Source organism: Georgenia wangjunii, from assembly GCF_036421975.1.
Taxonomy (GTDB): Bacteria; Actinomycetota; Actinomycetes; order Actinomycetales; family Actinomycetaceae; genus Georgenia_A; species Georgenia_A wangjunii.
In genome coordinates, this window is the sequence record NZ_JAZGON010000003.1 from 204,623 (window position 1) to 222,584 (window position 17,962).

At 74.1% G+C, this 17,962-nt stretch carries 14 protein-coding genes and 2 riboswitches; of the genes, 6 read left to right on the plus strand and 8 right to left on the minus strand.

Annotated elements, in window-relative coordinates; all coding sequences use genetic code 11:
* Positions 1-16 precede the first annotated feature (16 nt).
* Together serC and V2J63_RS07025 are read right to left on the minus strand one after the other, a co-directional pair.
* On the minus strand, positions 17-1,147 hold the full coding sequence (gene serC, locus V2J63_RS07020; protein WP_331230303.1) for a phosphoserine transaminase: 1,131 nt from the start codon (positions 1,145-1,147) through the stop codon (positions 17-19).
* A gap of 151 nt (positions 1,148-1,298) precedes the next feature.
* Positions 1,299-2,360, minus strand: coding sequence for a citrate synthase (locus V2J63_RS07025; RefSeq protein WP_331230304.1), 1,062 nt, complete (start codon positions 2,358-2,360; stop codon positions 1,299-1,301).
* Between the two features lie 147 nt (positions 2,361-2,507).
* Between V2J63_RS07025 and V2J63_RS07030 the strand changes: the two genes are divergently transcribed.
* From V2J63_RS07030 to V2J63_RS07040, 3 genes are all read left to right on the plus strand, one after another.
* The gene (locus V2J63_RS07030) at positions 2,508-3,209 is read left to right on the plus strand and encodes an iron-dependent transcriptional repressor DtxR (RefSeq protein ID WP_331230305.1); all 702 of its coding nucleotides are present in this window, start codon (positions 2,508-2,510) and stop codon (positions 3,207-3,209) included.
* A 196-nt stretch (positions 3,210-3,405) separates the two neighbouring features.
* Positions 3,406-3,566, plus strand: a riboswitch (cyclic di-AMP (ydaO/yuaA leader).
* Between the two features lie 5 nt (positions 3,567-3,571).
* On the plus strand, positions 3,572-4,459 hold the full coding sequence (locus V2J63_RS07035) for a C40 family peptidase (RefSeq protein WP_331230306.1): 888 nt from the start codon (positions 3,572-3,574) through the stop codon (positions 4,457-4,459).
* 211 nt (positions 4,460-4,670) lie between these two features.
* On the plus strand, positions 4,671-5,606 hold the full coding sequence (locus V2J63_RS07040; RefSeq protein WP_331230307.1) for a universal stress protein: 936 nt from the start codon (positions 4,671-4,673) through the stop codon (positions 5,604-5,606).
* A gap of 78 nt (positions 5,607-5,684) precedes the next feature.
* Here the strand turns inward: V2J63_RS07040 and ddaH are convergent, their stop codons facing one another.
* From ddaH to V2J63_RS07060, 4 genes are all read right to left on the minus strand, one after another.
* On the minus strand, positions 5,685-6,497 hold the full coding sequence (gene ddaH / locus V2J63_RS07045) for a dimethylargininase (RefSeq protein ID WP_331230308.1): 813 nt from the start codon (positions 6,495-6,497) through the stop codon (positions 5,685-5,687).
* Between the two features lie 140 nt (positions 6,498-6,637).
* Positions 6,638-7,060, minus strand: coding sequence for a hypothetical protein (locus tag V2J63_RS07050; RefSeq protein ID WP_331230309.1), 423 nt, complete (start codon positions 7,058-7,060; stop codon positions 6,638-6,640).
* Positions 7,061-7,095: 35 nt separating this feature from the next.
* Positions 7,096-8,022 carry a hypothetical protein gene (locus tag V2J63_RS07055; protein WP_331230310.1) on the minus strand — a complete coding sequence of 309 codons (927 nt, stop codon included), beginning with the start codon at positions 8,020-8,022 and terminating at the stop codon, positions 7,096-7,098.
* Between the two features lie 306 nt (positions 8,023-8,328).
* On the minus strand, positions 8,329-8,607 hold the full coding sequence (locus tag V2J63_RS07060; protein WP_331230311.1) for a hypothetical protein: 279 nt from the start codon (positions 8,605-8,607) through the stop codon (positions 8,329-8,331).
* A gap of 733 nt (positions 8,608-9,340) precedes the next feature.
* On the opposite strand from V2J63_RS07060, the gene V2J63_RS07065 reads away from it, so the two are divergent.
* From V2J63_RS07065 to V2J63_RS07075, 3 genes are all read left to right on the plus strand, one after another.
* Complete coding sequence (locus V2J63_RS07065; RefSeq protein ID WP_331230312.1) at positions 9,341-10,816, plus strand: dicarboxylate/amino acid:cation symporter; 1,476 nt, start codon at positions 9,341-9,343, stop codon at positions 10,814-10,816.
* Positions 10,817-11,028: 212 nt separating this feature from the next.
* A riboswitch (SAM riboswitch) is annotated at positions 11,029-11,138 on the plus strand.
* A gap of 8 nt (positions 11,139-11,146) precedes the next feature.
* Positions 11,147-12,541, plus strand: coding sequence for an O-succinylhomoserine sulfhydrylase (locus V2J63_RS07070; protein WP_331230313.1), 1,395 nt, complete (start codon positions 11,147-11,149; stop codon positions 12,539-12,541).
* 152 nt (positions 12,542-12,693) lie between these two features.
* Positions 12,694-15,813 carry a beta-N-acetylglucosaminidase domain-containing protein gene (locus V2J63_RS07075; RefSeq protein WP_331230314.1) on the plus strand — a complete coding sequence of 1,040 codons (3,120 nt, stop codon included), beginning with the start codon at positions 12,694-12,696 and terminating at the stop codon, positions 15,811-15,813.
* A 22-nt stretch (positions 15,814-15,835) separates the two neighbouring features.
* On the opposite strand, the gene V2J63_RS07080 is transcribed toward V2J63_RS07075, so the two are convergent.
* Both V2J63_RS07080 and V2J63_RS07085 read right to left on the minus strand, forming a co-directional pair.
* Positions 15,836-16,861, minus strand: coding sequence for a LacI family DNA-binding transcriptional regulator (locus V2J63_RS07080; protein WP_331230315.1), 1,026 nt, complete (start codon positions 16,859-16,861; stop codon positions 15,836-15,838).
* Between the two features lie 46 nt (positions 16,862-16,907).
* The gene (locus V2J63_RS07085) at positions 16,908-17,888 is read right to left on the minus strand and encodes a glycoside hydrolase family protein (RefSeq protein WP_331230316.1); all 981 of its coding nucleotides are present in this window, start codon (positions 17,886-17,888) and stop codon (positions 16,908-16,910) included.
* Positions 17,889-17,962: the final 74 nt, after the last annotated feature.

Here is a 17,962-nt window from a genome sequence, read left to right on the forward strand (position 1 = left end):
CTTCGGAGGGTGCGGCTCAGGCCAGCTTCTCGACGACGTGGTCGACGCACGCCGTCAGGGCGCGCACGTCCTCGGGATCGACGGCCGGGAACATGCCGACGCGCAGCTGGTTGCGCCCGAGCTTGCGGTACGGCTCGACGTCGACGATGCCGTTGGCCCGCAGCGCCGCCGTCACCCCCGTCGCGTCGATGGCCTCGTCGAGGTCGATCGTCCCGACGACGGGGGAGCGGTGCTCCGGCACGTCGACGAACGGCGTGGCCCAGGCCCGCTCGGCCGCCCAGCCGTAGAGGATCTCGGCCGATGCTGCGGTGCGCTGCGCGGCCCAGGCGAGGCCGCCGTTGCCGAGCATCCACTCGACCTGCTCGGCGAGGAGCACGAGCGTGGCGATGGCCGGGGTGTTGAGGGTCTGGTCCTTGCGGGAGTTGTCGACCGCGGCCTGGAGGGAGAGGAAGTCCGGGATCCAGCGGTCTGAGGCGTCGATCTCCTCGATGCGGGCGAGCGCGGCGGGCGAGCACACCGCGAGCCACAGCCCGCCGTCGGAGGCGAAGCTCTTCTGCGGCGCGAAGTAGTAGACGTCGCTCTCGGCGAGGTCGACGGCGACGCCGCCGGCGGCGGAGGTCGCGTCGACGAGCATGAGCGCGCCCGCGTCGGCGCCGGGGACCCGGCGCACGGGGGAGAGGACGCCGGTGGAGGTCTCGTTCTGCGGCCAGGCGTAGACGTCCGCGCCCGGCGCGGCGTCGACGACGGCGAGCGCCCCCGGCTCCGCGGTCACGACCTCGGAGTCCTCGAGGAAGGGGGCGCCGGTGGTCGCCGCGGCGAACTTCGCGCCGAACTCGCCGAACGCGGCGTGGCGGGCGCGGCGGTGCACGAGCGAGAACGTCGCGGCGTCCCAGAACGCCGTCGACCCTCCGTTGCCGAGGACCACCTCGTACCCCTCGGGCGCGCCGAGCAGCTCGGCGATGCCGGCGCGGACCCGGCCGACGAGTGAGCGCACCGGCGCCTGGCGGTGGGACGTGCCCATGAGCGTCGCGCCGACGGCGGCGAGGGCGTCGACGTGCGAGGGGCGCACCTTGCTCGGGCCGCAGCCGAACCGGCCGTCGGCGGGGAGGAGCTCGGTCGGGATGCTGATCGTCGGCGTCGTGCTCATGGCGCGATCCTCCCACCCCGGTGCCGGTGCCCGGGCGGACCGCTCACGGCCGCGCCCCTGCTCGCGAGGCGCCCGCGCGCGGGCCGGCCCCGACCGCCGCTCACGGCCGCGCCCGGCGGGGCCGCACCCGCGCCCGTCGCCGGCCGCCCGGTCACCTCGCTCCGGGTCCCGGCGCGAGCCGGAGGAGGGAGCGCTGCACGTCGAGGATGTGCGCGGACCACCCCGCCGTCCGCCCGCAGATGAGCAGCGCATTGAACAGCCGCGGCTCGACGCCCGCGAAGTCGAGGAGGACGGCCGCCCAGAACGTCGCGCTCGCGCGCACGGGCCGGTCCGACAGGTCCTGGAGCGCCTCGCCCGCGGCGCGCTCGACGGCCTCCGCCGCGTCGAGCAGCGGGACCTCGAGCCGCGCGCAGACCGCGTGGACGAGGTCGGCGCGGGTGTCGTCGACGAGCTCGTCGCTGCGGGCGAACCCGGGGACGAGGTGGGTCTCCTCGAGGACGGTCCGGACCGTCGTCGCCGCGTCACCGGCCCGGTCGGCGTCGCGGATGAGCCCGACGGCGCGGACGGCGGCCCCACCCGTGAGCGGGCCCCCGACGGCGGCGACGGCGCCCGAGAGGCACGCGGCGGCGTCGGCGCCCGTGCTCGCGACGAGCCGCGCGACGCGGGTGGAGGTGGTGAGACCGTTCTCGGCCATGACGGTCCACAGGCTGTCGAGGGCAGCGGCGGACTCCGGTCTGGCCTCGCCCCGCCAACGGATGAGGAACCGCTCGGCGATCGTCGAGCCCTGCTCGACCTCCTGCTGAGGCACCGCCGGCAGGTCGAGGCCGCGCGCGGACTGGGCGACGAAGGACAGCGCCATGACGGAGGCGCGCGCGAGGTCGTCCCGGGCGCGCTCCGCGGAGACGTCGAGCAGGGGACGGAACCCCCAGACGGGCGCGAGCTGGGCGAGGGCGCTCTGGACGTCGACCCGCACGTCACCCGTGCGCACCGGCAGCGGGAACGGCTCGGCCGGCGGGAGCCCCGGCGTCGGGGACCCGTCGACGAGCAACCCCCACACCGCCTCGAAGTGCTGGCCGAGGAGCGCGGTGAGCGGCTGGCCGCGGTAGGTGACGGACCCGTCGGGCAGGCGGGCGTAGATGGTGGGATCGGCGGCGAAGGGCGTCCGCCCTCCCGCGGGGCTGCCCGCGGCGGGTTCCGAGTGCTCGTGGGTCATCAGGGGTGATGCTAGCCGTGACGCGGGTCACTCCCGACGCCGTCCTCGGCCGGCGACGCCGGCCGAGGTCGTGCGCCGGTGGCGGGTCCCCGCGCCGTCCGACGCCATATCCTGGCTGGAGAGCCCAAGGACTAGAGAGCAGGCGACATGGCTGACCTGATCGATACGACGGAGATGTACCTCAAGACGGTCTACGAGCTGGAGGAGGAGGGGGTCCCGCCCATGCGCGCGCGGATCGCCGAGCGCCTGGGGCACTCCGGTCCCACCGTGTCGCAGACGGTCGCCCGGCTCGAGCGCGACGGTCTCCTCATCCTCACGGGGACGCGCCAGCTCGAGCTGACCGCTGCGGGCCGCGAGAAGGCGACCAGGGTCATGCGCAAGCACCGCCTCGCCGAGCGGCTCCTCACCGACGTCGTCGGCCTCGACTGGGAGTACGTCCACGAGGAGGCGTGCCGCTGGGAGCACGTCATGAGCGAGCGCGTGGAGAAGCGCCTCGTCCAGCTGCTCGACCACCCGCACCACGACCCGTACGGCAACCCCATCCCCGGCCTGGAGAACCTCGGGGAGACCCCGCTCGACCCGCCGGCACGCGCCGTCATCAACCTGCTCGAGGCGGCCGGACTCACGACGCCGCCGGAGCGCGACGCCCCCATGACCCTGCGCCGCATCGGGGAGCCGCTCCAGGTCGACGTCGAGCTCCTCAAGCGCCTCTCCGAGGCCGGGGTGCGGCCCGGCGCCGCCGTCCTCGTCCAGCGCGGCACCGAGGTGGTCTCTGTTCGATCGCCCGCCTCCCACCTCGTGCTGGACCTGCCCGACGACGTCGCGCGACACCTCTTCGTCGACGTCTGAGGGCGCCGGACGCACCGGTTGTTAGCGCACGCCACCGGCAGCACCGTGCCACTTCACGTGTGACGTCCAGCACAATCTCCACAGGACCGTGACCGGAACGTGACATGGCCGTGTGCGGTGTGTAGTGTCGCGAACGCTTCCCGCACCCTCCATATCGGGGAGCCCCCGGACGGACGCCGAACCCTGCCGCCGCCCGAGGTCCAGAACGAAACCGTCGGCAGGGACGGGGGAACCATGATTGGCGGTCGGCTCCGGTCGGCCCCTAGGGGTAAAGCTCGGACTGCGAGAGCGGGACGAGCCGGGTGAATCTCCAACCCGCACCCGACAGCTCACCTCGCAGGCGACAGGAGAGGCACACACACGTGACCGTTACCACCACAGGCGCGCGCCACCGCGCAGCACGCCGCCCCCTGACCCCGCTGAGCACCTTCGGCCAGGCCGTCACCGGACCCGTCGCCCGCCGCGGCATGGTCGTCGCGGCGTCCTCCGGACTGGCCATCACGATGGCCGCCAGCACCGCGATCGCCTCCACGGACGGCACGACGACGGCGCTCCCGTCGGTCGACGTCGCCTCGCTGGCGGGAGAGGCCCGCGCCGCGCTGTCGACGCTCTCCCCGAGCGTGGCCGTGCCGACCGACGTCGAGTGGAGCGTCGAGGTGGCCGAGGCCGCCGCGACGCCGCCCAAGGCCGAGGTCGCCGCCGAGCCCGTCGCGGCCCGGGTCCAGGAGATCGCCGCCGCCGAGGCTGCCGCTCAGGCCGCTGCCGAGGCCGAGGCCATCGCCGCGGCTCGCGCCGCCGAGTCCGCCTCGCGCACGAGCGCCCGCTCCGAGGCACCCGCCGCCGCCGCCTCCTCCTCCGCCGCCGAGGCGCCGGCCCAGGCCGCCCAGGCCGCTCCCGCGCAGAACTACTCCAGTGGCTCGATCGTCGACATCGCCTACCGCTACGTCGGCACCCCGTACGTGTGGGGCGGCGCGACCCCGGCCGGCTTCGACTGCTCCGGCTTCACGTCGTACGTCTTCGCGCAGGTCGGCATCAGCATCCCGCGCTCGAGCGCGGCCCAGCGCAACGCCGGCACCGTCGTCAGCGCCTCCGAGGCCCGCCCCGGTGACCTCGTCTGGTGGCCCGGCCACGTCGGCATCTACCTCGGTGACGGTCAGCACATCGCCGCCCGCAACCCCTCCAAGCCGCTGCAGGCCGGCCCCATCTCGCACGTCGGGCGCGGGGCGCCCACCTTCATCCGAGTCGGCTGAGCCCTCTCCTTCATCGACGGCCCGTACCGGGCGTCGGCACCCACTGCGTTGCGGATCGACCCGGCGAAGGCCGGACGGATCGGCAGCACGGACGGGGCGTCGCGCCAGGTGCGGGCCGTCGTCGTCCGTCCGGGAGCGAATGGCGGCCCGGGACGGCCGGCATGGACCATGATGGGAACGAGCAGTTCCCCGATCGGCGGAGATGGTGATCATGGCTCGTGAGAACGTCGTACTCGTCGGGGTGGATGGCTCGGAGGCGAGCCTTGCCGCCGTCGACTGGGCGGTCGCCGAGGCGAAGACCCTTGGCTGGCGCGTGCACGTCGTGTGCGCCTACGCCGTGCCGTCCTTCACGGTCGCGTCCCTCGACGGCGGGTTCGCCGCCGTCGACGACTCGGCGATCCAGCAGGGCGCCCAGACCGTCCTCGACGAGGCCGTCGCCCGCGCGAGCGCCGCCGGCGTCCACGTCACGTCCGCGCTCGAGACCGGTGACCCCGCCGGCGTGCTCGTCGAGCTCTCCCGCCAGGCCGGGATCGCCGTCGTCGGCACCCGTGGCGGTGGCGGGTTCACCGACCGGCTCCTCGGCACCGTCTCCTCGGCGCTGCCGGCGCACGCGCACTGCCCCACCGTCGTCGTGCCGCAGCCGCCCGAGGGGCAGCCCGCGTACACGCCGGTGCGGCGCATGGTCGTCGGTGTCGACGGCTCGGAGTCGGCGAAGGTCGCACTGCGCCGCGCCGTCGACGAGGCCATCGCCTGGAACGCCCACCTCACCGCCGTCGCGACCGTGCCGATCGGTGGCGGCGTGGGGTCTCTCGCCTGGCTGCCGGCCGCCGTCGACCGCGACGAGGTGCTCGCCGACGTCAAGGAGGGGCTGAGCGTCGCCGTCGAGCGGGCCGTGGACGGGCGGGACATCGTCGTGAGCCAGCACGCCCTCGACGGGAACGCCGCGGCCCTGCTCGCCGAGTTCTCCACGGCGGTCGACCTCGTCGTCGTCGGCTCCCGCGGGCGCGGCGGGTTCGCCGGTCTGCTCCTCGGCTCGACGAGCCAGGCGGTGCTCCACCACGCGGTGTGCCCGGTGCTCGTCGTGCCCGCCCGCTGCGCGGACGAGGGCACGTCCCCGAGCGACGTCCCCTGGCGCCGCCGCCCCTGAACGCGCCGCCCGCCCGCCCCCGGGCGGGACGGGCGGGACGGGTGCGCGTGAGGGTCGGGCTGCGGCGGCGCGCGGAGGTCAGGGGCGGATCTCCAGGGTGCAGCACTTGGCCCCGCCGCCGCCCTTGAGCAGCTCGGACGTGTCGATGCCGATCGGGTTGAAGCCGCGCTCGGCGAGCGCGCCGGCGAGGTCGGTCGCGCGCGGGTTGTGGATGACGTTCCTGCCGTCGCTGACGCCGTTGAGGCCCAGCACGACCGCGTCGGCCTCCGTCGCGATGACGGCGTCGGGGAAGAGGTGCTCGAGCACACGACGGCTGCCCGGGGAGAACGCCGGCGGGTAGTAGGCGATCTCGGAGTCGGAGAGCACCATCATCGCCGTGTCGAGGTGGTAGAACCGCGGGTCCACGAGGTGCATGGAGATGACCGGCTTGCCGATCGCCTCCTGCAGCTCGAGGTGCGAGGCGTGCGAGGTACGGAACCCGGTCCCGGCGAAGACGAGGTCGCCGACGGTGAGGATGTCTCCCTCGCCCTCGTTGGTCTGCGTGGCGGTGACCGTGGGGAAGCCGGCGTCGGCGAACCACTTCTCGTAGGCGGGCCCCTCGGGCATGCGCTGCGGGTAGGTGAACTTCGCCGAGTAGACGACGCCGTCGCCCATGACGGCGCCGTTCGCCGCGTAGACCATGTCCGGCAGGCCGGCGATCGGCTCGATGAGCTCGACGTCGTGGCCAAGCTCGAGGTAGGTCCCGCGGAGGGACTCCCACTGCTCGACCGCCCGCTCCGTGCTCGTCGGGACCTCCGGGTGCATCCACGGGTTGATCTCGTAGCTCACCGTGAAGTACGTCGGCGGGCACATGAGGTAGCGACGGGCGGTGGCCTCGCGGGTAGCGGGCATGGAGGACCTTCCTTCGTGAGCGGGGGTCCGCCGAGCGTACGCAGCGCACGTGGGCGGTTCGCGGCGGCGCGCGGGTGCGCGTGAGCGGCTCGATCGCACGACGGCGCGTCGAGGTCCCGTGAGAGCGGACGGTCAGGCCGTCAGTCGCGCCAGCCGAGCTCGCGTGCGCGGTCGATCCACCCGAGCTCGTCGCTCGGGGTGCGGGCGGCGACGTCCATGACGTGCTGCGCGTGCTCGACCGCGGGGGTCACCGTCTCGATGAGCCCGCTCCAGAGGTCGCTGAGGGTGGCTCGTGCATCGGTGACGGCCGCGTCGACGAAGGCGTGGGCGGCCAGCGCACGCCCGGCGCACTCCGCAGCGACGGGCGCGGAGCCGGCGCGCGGCGCCCGCGGGGCGGCCGGAGGGCCGTCCGACGCCGTGGTCGACCGCCCCACGTGGATGAGGCGAAGGTCGGCTGCGGCCGGGAGCGCGGCGGCAGCGTCGACGGCCGGGGTCGGCGCACCGTCGTCGACCAGACCGACGCTTCTGCGCGTCGTCGTTGGCGCGCTCTCCCCGATGGTCATCTCGTGACCCGTCTGTCAGAGGGGAACGGAGGTGGTCAGAGGAACTCGTCCGCGTGCAGCAGGCGCGTGAGCGCGCTCAGGAGACGGGTCCGGACCGTGCACATGGTGGTGCGCTGGAGCGTCACCTTGTCAGCAGTGGCGCTGAGCAGCTCGATGATGTCCGCCCCGGTCCACACCCAGGCGCCCTCGAACGCGAGCTGATCGGCGCGCATCTCGGGGCGGCCGGTCGGGCTGCGGTAGGCGAGGATCTGCACGCCGCCGGTGAGGGCGGTGGAGGTGGTGCCGAGCGCGCCGAGCGCCGTCGCGTCGAGCCCGAAGAGGTGGGGGACGACCTCCTGGCGACCGCGGCGCATCGCGTCGGCCACCGTGTGCGACATCGTCCACCCGGTCGTCACGGGCCCTCCGACGGTGTCCGGGCCCGTGGTGTCGTCACCGAGGGGGAGCGCTCGCAGGATCTCCTCGACGAGCGAGCCGTCCGAGGCGAGGCTGATCTCGACCGTGCTCTCCTGCTCGTACTGCAGCTCGCCCGAGCGGGCCGGTGAGGCGAGCCGGCGGCGGCGGGAGAGGGCGACCGTGTGGCCGTCGCGCCAGGCCGTGCTCTGGGCGACACCGACGGCGCCGGACCACGACCGCACGTCCACGCGGACGTCGGCGAGCGCGAGGGTCATGAGGCCGGCCGCGAACGGCTGGACGACGGCGTCGAGGTCGTCGTTCGACGGGACGTAGCGCGCGAGGCCGCGCTGGGCGAGCATCTGCCACGAGCGGCGGCGCTCGGCCTCGGTCAGCGGGGCGAACTCCGTCAGGCCGAAGGCGGCCGGTGCGAAGTCCGCCGGCACGGGTGCGTCAGGGACCGCGTCGAGGACGGCGCCGCGCAGGACGAGCCACTCGCCGATGTCGAGGCGGAACCTGGTCGAGCGAGCCTTGCGCTGGCGCACCAGCGGGCGGACTGTCTGTGCAGTCATGAGAACCTCCCCGTTCGACCGGGCGACGTGGTCCCGCCGCGGGCTCTCGGTGCGCCGCTCCAAGGAAAAGTTTCTCCCTATGAAACATGTGCGCCGGGAGCCGTTGTTGGGCATCGCGGTTAAGCAATTGTCGTGACGCCCGCCACTTCGGCACAGGCCCGGAGATCCGCGCCTGCGCCCCGACGGGGTCAGGCACTGACGCTATCCCGCTCGCGGACCCGTAAAAGGCTCCCAGAGCCCCCGTGGAGGATCCGACGGCCGTTTCTAGACCAATGTCTAGACGCAGGTCTAGACGTTGGTATGGACTCAGGTTTTTGGTGCGGCGTCGGACTTTAAAGAGCGTGCGATGCGCCAGAGGGCGAGCGCCCCCATGGCGTCGAGGAACGGCGCGAGGACGACTCGGGTCACGGCACGCGGTACGGGGCCGCGGAGCCACACGTCCTCGTCCCACCGGACGCGGGCACGGGAGTCGTCGACCCCGTGGACGGTGATCCGGGCGACGCCGAGGAGGAGCGGCCCGGACTTGCGCAGGACGGCGACGCCATCGGTGCCGCCGGCGGGCGGGTCGAGGCGTGCGACGGTCATCCGGTCGACGAGGACGAGGGCGGTCGTGGGGGGGGGGGGGGGGGGGGGGGGGGGGGGGGGGGGGGGGGGGGGGGGGGGGGGGGGGGGGGGGGGGTCGAGGAGGAGGGGGGCGGTCGGGGTGACGACGTCGTCGCCGACCCGGAGGGGGTGCTCGGGCACGTCCATGCGCGTGAGGGGGATCCACTCGCCGTGCCGGGAGAGGTCGGTGACCAGCTCGAACGCGGCGGCGGCGGGCAGGGGCAGCGTGCGGGCGCTCACGGGTGGAAGTCGACCACGCCCGGCGCGCAGCCACCACCCGGTGCGCTCGCCGTCCACGCCTCGGGGTGTGATCTGCGCCGCCCGTGCTTCCGCCGCCACCGCTCGTCCGCTATGGTCCGAGGCGGACGGCGATCGGAGCCGCCCCGTACCCATGGAGTGTGCGTGCTCAACCGCTGGAACCTCACTGTGCGCCCCGTCGTCGACCTCCGACGTCAGGCGAGCGCGCTGTGTTGTCTGCGCGCCTGCCGGGTCTGACCCAGCAGGCGTGTGACCGCGTGCGCGCGGTCGGGGCAGTAGCCCGGCGCACCGCCCGGCCCTGAGCCCCTCCCCAGCTCCCGCACCGACGCCCGGCCCCGCCGGCGTCCCCTCCCCGCATCCTCGCCCGGCGTCACGGGCGCGACGGGACCTCCTCAGCCGCGTCACCGCAGCGCCCCCGGCGCGCGCCGCCGCACGCCCTGTCAGAAAGGCAGCACCTGTGTCCACCCCATCCACCGCTACCGAGCCGAGCGCCCAGCGCCGCCGGCTGCGCCTGCCGTCCTTCAGCGTCCAGATCATCCTTGCGCTCGTCGTCGGCGTCCTGCTCGGGTGGCTCGCCCTCGAGATCGGCGACACGGCCGACGGGCAGCCGAACGGCCTCGAGGTCACGCTGAGCACGATCGGCTCGACGTTCGTCAGCCTCCTGCGGGCGATCGTCCCGCCGCTCGTGTTCACGGCGATCGTCGCCTCGATCGCGAACCTGCGCGGTGTGGCCAACGGGGCGCGCCTCGCCGGTCAGACGCTCCTGTGGTTCGCCATCACCGCGCTCGTCTCGGTCGCCATCGGGATCGGCCTCGGTCTCGTCCTGCGCCCGGGCGAGAACACGACGGTCTCGGAGGCCGCCGCGAGCGAGCCCAGCAGCACCGGCAGCTGGCTCGACTTCATCCAGGGCCTCGTCCCCGCCAACTTCCTCGGGCTCGCGACGAACAGCCGCCTGAGCACCGGCGACGACGGCGTCATCTCCGGCGTCAGCACCTCGGTGAGCTTCAGCGTCCTCCAGATCGTCGTCCTCGCGCTCGTCGTCGGGATCGCGGCCCTGCGCGTGGGCAGCAAGGCCGAGCCGTTCCTCTCCTTCAACCGGTCGCTCCTCGCGATCATCCAGAAGGTCCTGTGGTGGGTCATCCGCCTCGCCCCGCTCGGCACCCTCGGCCTCATCGGCAACGCGATCGTCGCGTACGGCTGGGACTCGCTCCTGCCGCTCGGGACGTTCGCCATCGCCGTCTACGTGGGTCTCGCGCTCGTCGTCCTCGTCGTCTACCCGGTGATCCTGCGTGCGAACGGCCTGCCCGTCATGCGCTACTTCCGTGGCGCCTGGCCTGCGATCCAGCTCGGCTTCGTCTCGCGCTCCTCGATCGGCACGCTGCCCCTGACGGAGCGCGTGGTGGAGCGCAACCTCGGCGTGCCGCGCTCGTACGCGTCCTTCGCGGTGCCGCTCGGCGCGACGACGAAGATGGACGGGTGCGCCGCGATCTACCCGGCGCTCGCGGCGATCTTCGTCGCCCAGTTCTTCGGCGTCGAGCTGAGCATCACCGACTACCTGCTCATCGCGTTCGTCTCTGTCGTCGGGTCGGCGGCGACCGCCGGCCTCACCGGCGCGATCGTCATGCTCACCCTCACGCTGTCCACCCTCGGGCTGCCGCTCGCGGGCGTGGGCCTGCTGCTCGCCATCGACCCGATCCTCGACATGGGCCGCACCGCCACCAACGTGGCCGGCCAGGCTCTCGTGCCGCTCATCGTCGCCAAGCGCGAGGGCATCCTCGACCTCGACAAGTACCACTCGGCCAACTCGGAGAACCTCTTCGTGGACGACGACGACGCGGCCGACGTGGCCGCGACCGCCGCGGAGGGCCCGGAGGTCGTCTCCGGGTCGGAGGCGGAGCGCACCGCGGGGGAGCAGCTCGCCACCGCGCGCTGAGCCTCCTCCTCGCCGTTGCTCCTCGCCGCTGCTGAGCGCGGCTCGGGGCAGCCGGCGGGGCACGCTCCCCACGACGAGGGCCGCCAGGTGATCCTGGCGGCCCTCGTCGCGGTCCCGGGCGCCGCGCTGCCGTCGCGGACCCGGCGTCCCGCCACGTGGGCAACGCGGGGGTGGTACTTGGCTTCCGCCATCGGACCCGGTTACCATCCGAACCACCATCCAGAGCAGCCGAGAGACCTGGCTCGTCGAAGCTGCAGCAACCCCGATGGACCCGAGTCGCTCGGGCCCGCCGCGTGGGTGCTCCCGCCAGGACCGATGGAGGGACGCACGATGACTGACGCACTCAACCCCGCAGGATCCGGCTGTCCGGGGCCCGGCTCCTACCCCGAGCCGCCGCCGAGCTGGGGCCCGCAGACCCGGGCGGTCCACGCCGGGCACGCGCGCAGCGACTTCCACGAGACGTCCGAGCCCATGTTCCTCACCCAGGGCTACGTCTACGAGCGCGCCGCCGACGCCGAGGCGGCGTTCCTCGGCGAGGTGGACCGGTTCACGTACTCCCGGTACGAGAACCCGACCGTCTCGACCTTCGAGGAGCGTCTGCGCGCGCTCGAGGGGGCCGAGGCCTGCTACGCCACGTCCACCGGCATGTCCGCGGTTTTCAGCACGCTGGCCGCGCTCGTGCGCGGTGGCTCGCGCGTGGTGGCGGCCCGGGCCCTGTTCGGCTCGACGCTCACCCTCTTCGAGGACGTCTTCGCCAAGTGGGGGGTGCGTACCGACTACGTCGACGCCCACCGCATCGAGTCGTGGGAGGAGGCCCTGGCCACGCCGGCGGACGTCGTCTTCTTCGAGACGCCGTCGAACCCCATGCAGGACATCGTCGACGTCCGGCGGGTGAGCGAGCTGGCCCACGCGGCGGGAGCCGTCGTCGTCATCGACAACGTCTTCGCCACGCCCATCCTGCAGCGGCCGATCACGCAGGGCGCCGACGTCGTCGTCTACTCCGCGACGAAGCACATCGACGGCCAGGGCCGGGTCATGGGCGGCGCGATCCTCGGGACCAAGGAGTTCATCGAGGGACCGCTCCAGCTCATCCTGCGCAACACCGGGCCCACGCTCAGCCCCTTCAACGCGTGGGTGCTCCTCAAGGGCCTCGAGACGATGCCGCTGCGCGTGCGCGCCCAGACCGCGGCGGCGCTCGAGCTCGCGACGTGGCTGGAGTCGTTGCCCGCGGTGTCGCGCGTCTACTACCCGTTCCTCGACTCCCACCCCCAGTCCGAGCTCGCTCGCTCGCAGATGAGCGGCGGCGGGACGGTCGTCACGTTCGACCTCGCCGCGCCGGGCGACGGCGCGGCACCGGCGGACCAGGCGGCCACCTTCGCGTTCCTCGACGCGCTGGAGATCGTCCTCATCTCCAACAACCTCGGCGACGCCAAGTCGATGGTCACGCACCCCGCGACGACGACGCACCGCAAGATCGGCCCGGACGGCCGCGCGGCCGTGGGGATCTCGAACGCCACCGTGCGGCTCTCGGTGGGGCTGGAGGACGTCGCGGACCTCCAGGCCGACCTCGCCCAGGCCCTGGCGTCCGCGCAGCGCTCGCGGCCCGGTGGTAGCGCCCAGGCCGCCGCGGCGGCGCTCGCCTCGCCGCCCGCCAGCACGCCGGCGGTGGCGGAGGTGGCGACGGCGGACGCCACCCGCGCCGCCGCCCTCGAGTTCGTCGGCTAGCGCAGCCCGCCCGCCCCGGCGGCACCCTGTCCGCCCGCACCCCCGTCCGCTCGTGATCATGCAGAGGTGTGACGGGCTGACCGGGCATTGACGATGTCGGTGCGCGTCCGTAGCGTCGCGCCCACCACGTGATGCTCGTCACAGGAGGCACCATGCGCCCCGTCCGTCGGCTCGCCGTTCCCCTCACCGCGCTCCTCGCGTGCGCCCTGCCGGGTGCGGCCGCGGCGGCGCCCGCACCGCTGGCACCACCTGGGGCGACGGTCGTCGGTGGGGTGCCGGCACGCCCGGCGGCCACGACCGGCCTCGCGGCACCGACCGCCCTCACCCCTTCCCGACTCACCCAGCCGGACCTCGGCCCGGCCGAGCGCCTCGTGCCGAAGCCTCGGGAGGTCGCGCTCACGGCCGGCACGGTCCCCGTGCCCGACGCCGTCACCCTCGTCCTCGCCGGTGACGTGGACCCGCGCGTCACGGCGGAGGCGCGCGCCGTCCTCACCGAGCTCGGCGCGGAGAGCATCGAGGAGATCCCGCTGGGGGAGACGCCGGGGACGGCGTTCGTCCTCGCGGTCGCCGACGCCCCCTCGGCCGAGGCCACGGCCGCCCTGGGGGTGCTCGGTACGACGCCGGTGGACCCGGCCGTCGCGGAGGGTTACGCGCTCGCCGTCGGGGCGCTCGGCCCGATCCCGGCGACCGTCGTCGCGGGGTCCGACGCAGCCGGCGCCTTCCACGGCCTCCAGACGCTGCGCCAGCTAGCCACGCCCGCCGAGCCCGCTGCCGTCGTCCCCCTCGGCTCCGTGCGCGACTGGCCGGAGCTCGGCCTGCGTGGCGTCATCGAGGGCTTCTACGGCGAGCCGTGGTCGCACGCCGACCGGCTCGACGTCGTCGACTTCCTCGGCGACGTCAAGGGCAACAGCTACGTCTACGCCCCCAAGGACGACCCGTACCACCTCGAGCAGTGGCGCGAGCCCTATCCGCCCGCCGAGCGCGCGGAGATCGCCGAGCTCGTCGCGGCCTCCGAGGCGGAGATGGTCTCGCTCATCTTCACGATCTCCCCGGGTCAGGACATCTGCTACTCCGACCCCGACGACGTCGACGCGCTCCTCGGCAAGATGGACGCGATGTGGGACATCGGCGTGCGCCAGTTCGGGATCTTCTACGACGACATCGACCTCGAGCTCGACTGCGCCGCGGACGTCGCCGCCTACGCGGGCGCCGCGAGCCCCGCGGCTGCTGCTCAGGCGGATCTCCTCACGACCGTCCTCGACGAGTTCGTCGCAGCCCGCCCTGAGGCGCTGCCGCTGCTCACCGTGCCCACCGAGTACTCGGGCACGGGCGAGTCGGACTACAAGACGACCTTCGCCGCCGACGTGCCCGCCGACGTCGTCGTCTACTGGACCGGCCCGGAGGTCGTCTCGGACACGATCACCGCGGAGGCGACCACCGAGGCCGTCGCGCTGTGGGCGCACCCCCTGGCGATCTGGGACAACTACCCGGTCAACGACTTCGCGCAGGCGCGGCTGTTCATGGGTCCGCTCATCGGCCGCGACGCCGACCTCGGGGATCTCGGCGTCCTCGGCTTCTCCGCCAACCCGATGAACCAGGCGCGCGCCTCGCAGGTCCCGCTCGCGACGGTCCACGACTACCTGTGGAACCCGGCCGGCTACGACCCGGACGCGTCCTGGGACGCCGCGCTCGCGCTCGTGGGCGGGGAGACGGTCGAGGCGCTGCGCATCTTCGCCGAGAACAACTACGCCTCCGACATCGGCCACCCCGCCAACCCCGAGCTCGCCGGGCGCGTCGCCGCGTTCACGGAGGCGTGGGAGGACGACGGCGACGTCGCTGCCGCTGCCACGGCCCTCACCGAGTACCTCCAGGCCATGGCGGACGTGCCGGACGCGCTGCGCGCCGGGGCGGACGCGGAGCTCGTCGACGAGATCGAGCCGTGGATGGACAAGGTCGGCGCATACGGCGAGGCGGGCGTGGCCGCCGTCGCCTCCCTCCTCGCCGACGCAGCGGGGGAGGAGACGACCGCCTGGCAGCAGCGCCAGGTCCTCGAGGACGCGGCCGCGCGGGCCGACGACCTCGACGTCGAGGTCAGTGGCGGGATCATGGCGGCCTTCCTCGCCTGGGCGCGGGAGGCGAGCGAGCTCGTCGTCCTCACGGCACCGCAGGCAGGTGCCACGTTCGACGCCGGCGACGACATCGCGCTCGCCGCGCGGGTGCGTGCGGGCGACGTCGAGGTGGCCGAGGTGGCCTTCTACGCCGGTGTCGAGGAGATCGCCGTCGACACGGCGGCGCCGTACGAGGTGACGTGGCAGGGCGTGCCCGAGGGCATGCCGAGCCTCTACGCGGTCGCCACCGACGCGGAGGGGACGGCGGTCGCCTCCGGGACGGTGCGCATCACCGTGGGGAGCCCCGACCCGGTGCTCCTCGTCGTCGGCCCGCCCGGTGGCCTCTCGACGGCGGACGCCGCCGGCGACCTGGCGACGGCCGCGCGCCTGGCCTTCCTCGGGTATCCCGTCGAGGTCGGGGTCGCGCCGGAGGTGACGACCGAGGATGCCGCGGGCAAGGCGGCGGTCGTGGTCTCGGAGTCCGTCTCCTCCGGTGACGTCGGGACGAAGTTCCGCGACGTCGACGTCCCGGTCGCCGCGTGGGAGCACTTCGTCTACGACGACATGGCCATGGCGGACGCACCCAACCTCGCGTTCAACTCCACCGACGTCGAGATCACGGGCGCCGACCACCCGATCGCCGTCGGGCTGAGTGGCACGGTGGGGATCTACCAGCGCGAGGGCATCGCCGGGTACGGCACGCCATCGGACGAGGCGGACGTCATCGCGATCGTCCCGGGTGTGCCGGAGCAGGCGACCGTCTTCGCCTACGACGCCGGCGACGCGATGATCGGGATGGACGCGCCGGCGCGGCGGCTCGGCCTGCCGTACGTGGACGATGCCGTCGGCGTGCTCACGCCAGAGGGGCAGGCGATGTTCGACGCCGCGATGCTGTGGCTCATCGAGGGCGAGCAGGAGGTCCCCACCGAGGAACCGACGGAGGAGCCCACCGGGGCTCCCACCGGGGAGCCGACGACGGGCGGGCCGTCGGTGCCGGGTCCGACGCCGCCGGGCGCGACCCCGCCGGGCGCCGCCCCGCCGGGCCAGCTGCCGAGCACCGGCGCACCGACGACGGCGCTGGCCCTCGTCGCCCTCCTCGCGACCCTGGCGGGGCTGGGAACGCTGGCGACCCGCCGTCGCACGCACACCGCCCCACCTGCGTGATCACGATCGGGCCGGGGGCACGTCAGCGGGGGAGCGGCCCCACTGAGCCGCGACGGACGATGGGGCAGGGGACGAGCTGCCCGCCGGGTGCGGGCTCGAGCGGGTGCTCGACGAGCCCGAGGAGGGTCTGGGTCGCGAGCTCACCCATGGCGTAGTGCGGCAGCGCCACCGTCGTCAGGCCCGGGCGCATCTCGCGGGCGAGGACGTAGAGGTCGTCGAACCCCACCACCGACAGGTCCTCCGGGATGCGCAGGCCTCGTGCGGCGGCCGCGTGGTACACCCCGATCGCCATCTGGTCGTTGAAGGCGAAGATCGCCGTCGGCCGGTCGGCCCGGTCGAGGAGCCGGCTCGCGGCGGCCTCCCCGCCGTCGGAGTCGGAGGCGCCCCGGACCACCCAGCTCGGGTCCGGGTGCACCCCGTACTCCTCGAGCGCCGCGTGGTACCCACGGAGCCGCCCGCGGGCGGCCGGGCTGTCGCCGACGTCGAGGACGAACCCGATGCGCCGGTGCCCGTGCTCGGCGAGCTCGACGACCGCCGTGCGCGCCCCGGCCTCCTCGTCGGGCACGACGTGCGGGCGCTGGCCGGACGCGGGAGCCGCGTCGAGAAGCACGACGGGCACGCTCTCGAGGAGCGCCGGCAGCTCGATGAGGCGGTGGTACATCGTCGCGTAGAGCACCCCGCCGGCCTGCTGCTGGCGCAGGGCCCGGATGGCGTGCTGCTCGAGCTCGGCGTCCCCGCCCGTGTTGACGAGCATGAGGAGGTAGCCGGCCTTCCACGCGGTGTCCTGGGCGCCCTGGATGAGCTGGCCGGCGTAGGGCGTCGTGGCGATGACGTCGCTGATGAACGCGACGGTCCGGGAGCGGCGCGTCCGCAGGCCGCGTGCCAGCCCGTTCGGGACGTACCCCAGCTCGGCGGCCGCACGCTGCACGCGCTCGCGGGTGGCGTCCGTGACGCGCACGCTCGTCACGTCGTTGAGGACCACCGAGACGGTCGACGGGGCTACGCCGGCACGCTCGGCGACGTCCTTGATCCGCGGTCTGTGCGGCACGCTCTCCCCGCCCGTCGTCGGTGCCGGTCGACCCGGCGCCCGTCGATTATCGCCGCTGACGCTGCGCCGGTGAAACGTCCACCCGCAGCTCGCCGCCGGGCCCGACGTGGACCGGCATGGGGTCGGTGAGGCGGCCGAGGAACGTGCCGTCGTCGTCGAGGTTCTCCCACGCGAAGAAGTGCCACTCCCCGCGGTGGTGGAGGAGGCGTCCCGCGTAGTGCCGCGCGAGCGGGTCACCGACGAGGAAGTCGTCGCCGTCGAGCGCGTACGGGCCGAGCTGGTGGTCCGCGGAGAGGACGTGCGTGCCCCCCTCGGCGCGCGTGCCCGAGCGGGAGAGGCGGGCGGTGCTGTGGTCGTCCGCCGTCGCGCAGAAGAGGATGCGCCAGCGCCCGCCGAGGTGGACGAGCTGCGGCACCTCGAGGTGGTAGAACTCGCCCGGCTCGCTCACCGGGGGACCGGCCTCCCACGCGTCGAGGTCCGGCGAGGTCGCGTGCCCGACGACGCCGCGCCCGTCGAGCGCCGCCCCCTCCTTGGCCCGGGCGGTCAGCAGCATGTGGAACCGCGCCGTCGGCTCGTCCCACCAGACCCACGGGTCCCGCCACGCCTCCTCGCGCACGCCGTCGTGGAGCGTCTCGTACCAGCGCGGGTCCGTCGTGAGGACCTGCCCGTGCTTCGTCCACGTGACGAGGTCCGGGGAGCTGGCCCGTCCGATGCGCTGGACGCTCCCGTCCTCGGCGCGGGAGACGCCCGTGTAGAACATCTGCCACGCGCCGTCGGCCCTGATGACGCTGCCCGTCCACGTCGCGAGGTCGTCGAAGTCGCCGGGCTCGCCGGGGCCGAGCGCGTCGGGCAGGACCTCCCACGTGCGCAGGTCCGTCGAGACGGCGTGGCCGACGGTCGCGCGGTGGTGGCGGAGGTCGGGGTCACCGAGGGAGCGGGGAGCCTGCAGGTAGAACACGTGGACGGCGTCGCCGTCCTGCGCGAACCAGAAGTCCCAGATCCAGCGGTCGGCCAGGGCGAGTGTCATCGGGGTTCGTCTCCGTACTGAGGGACGGCGTGCGTCCGGGTGAGTCGGCGTCGAGGTCGGGCATGGCGCGCGCC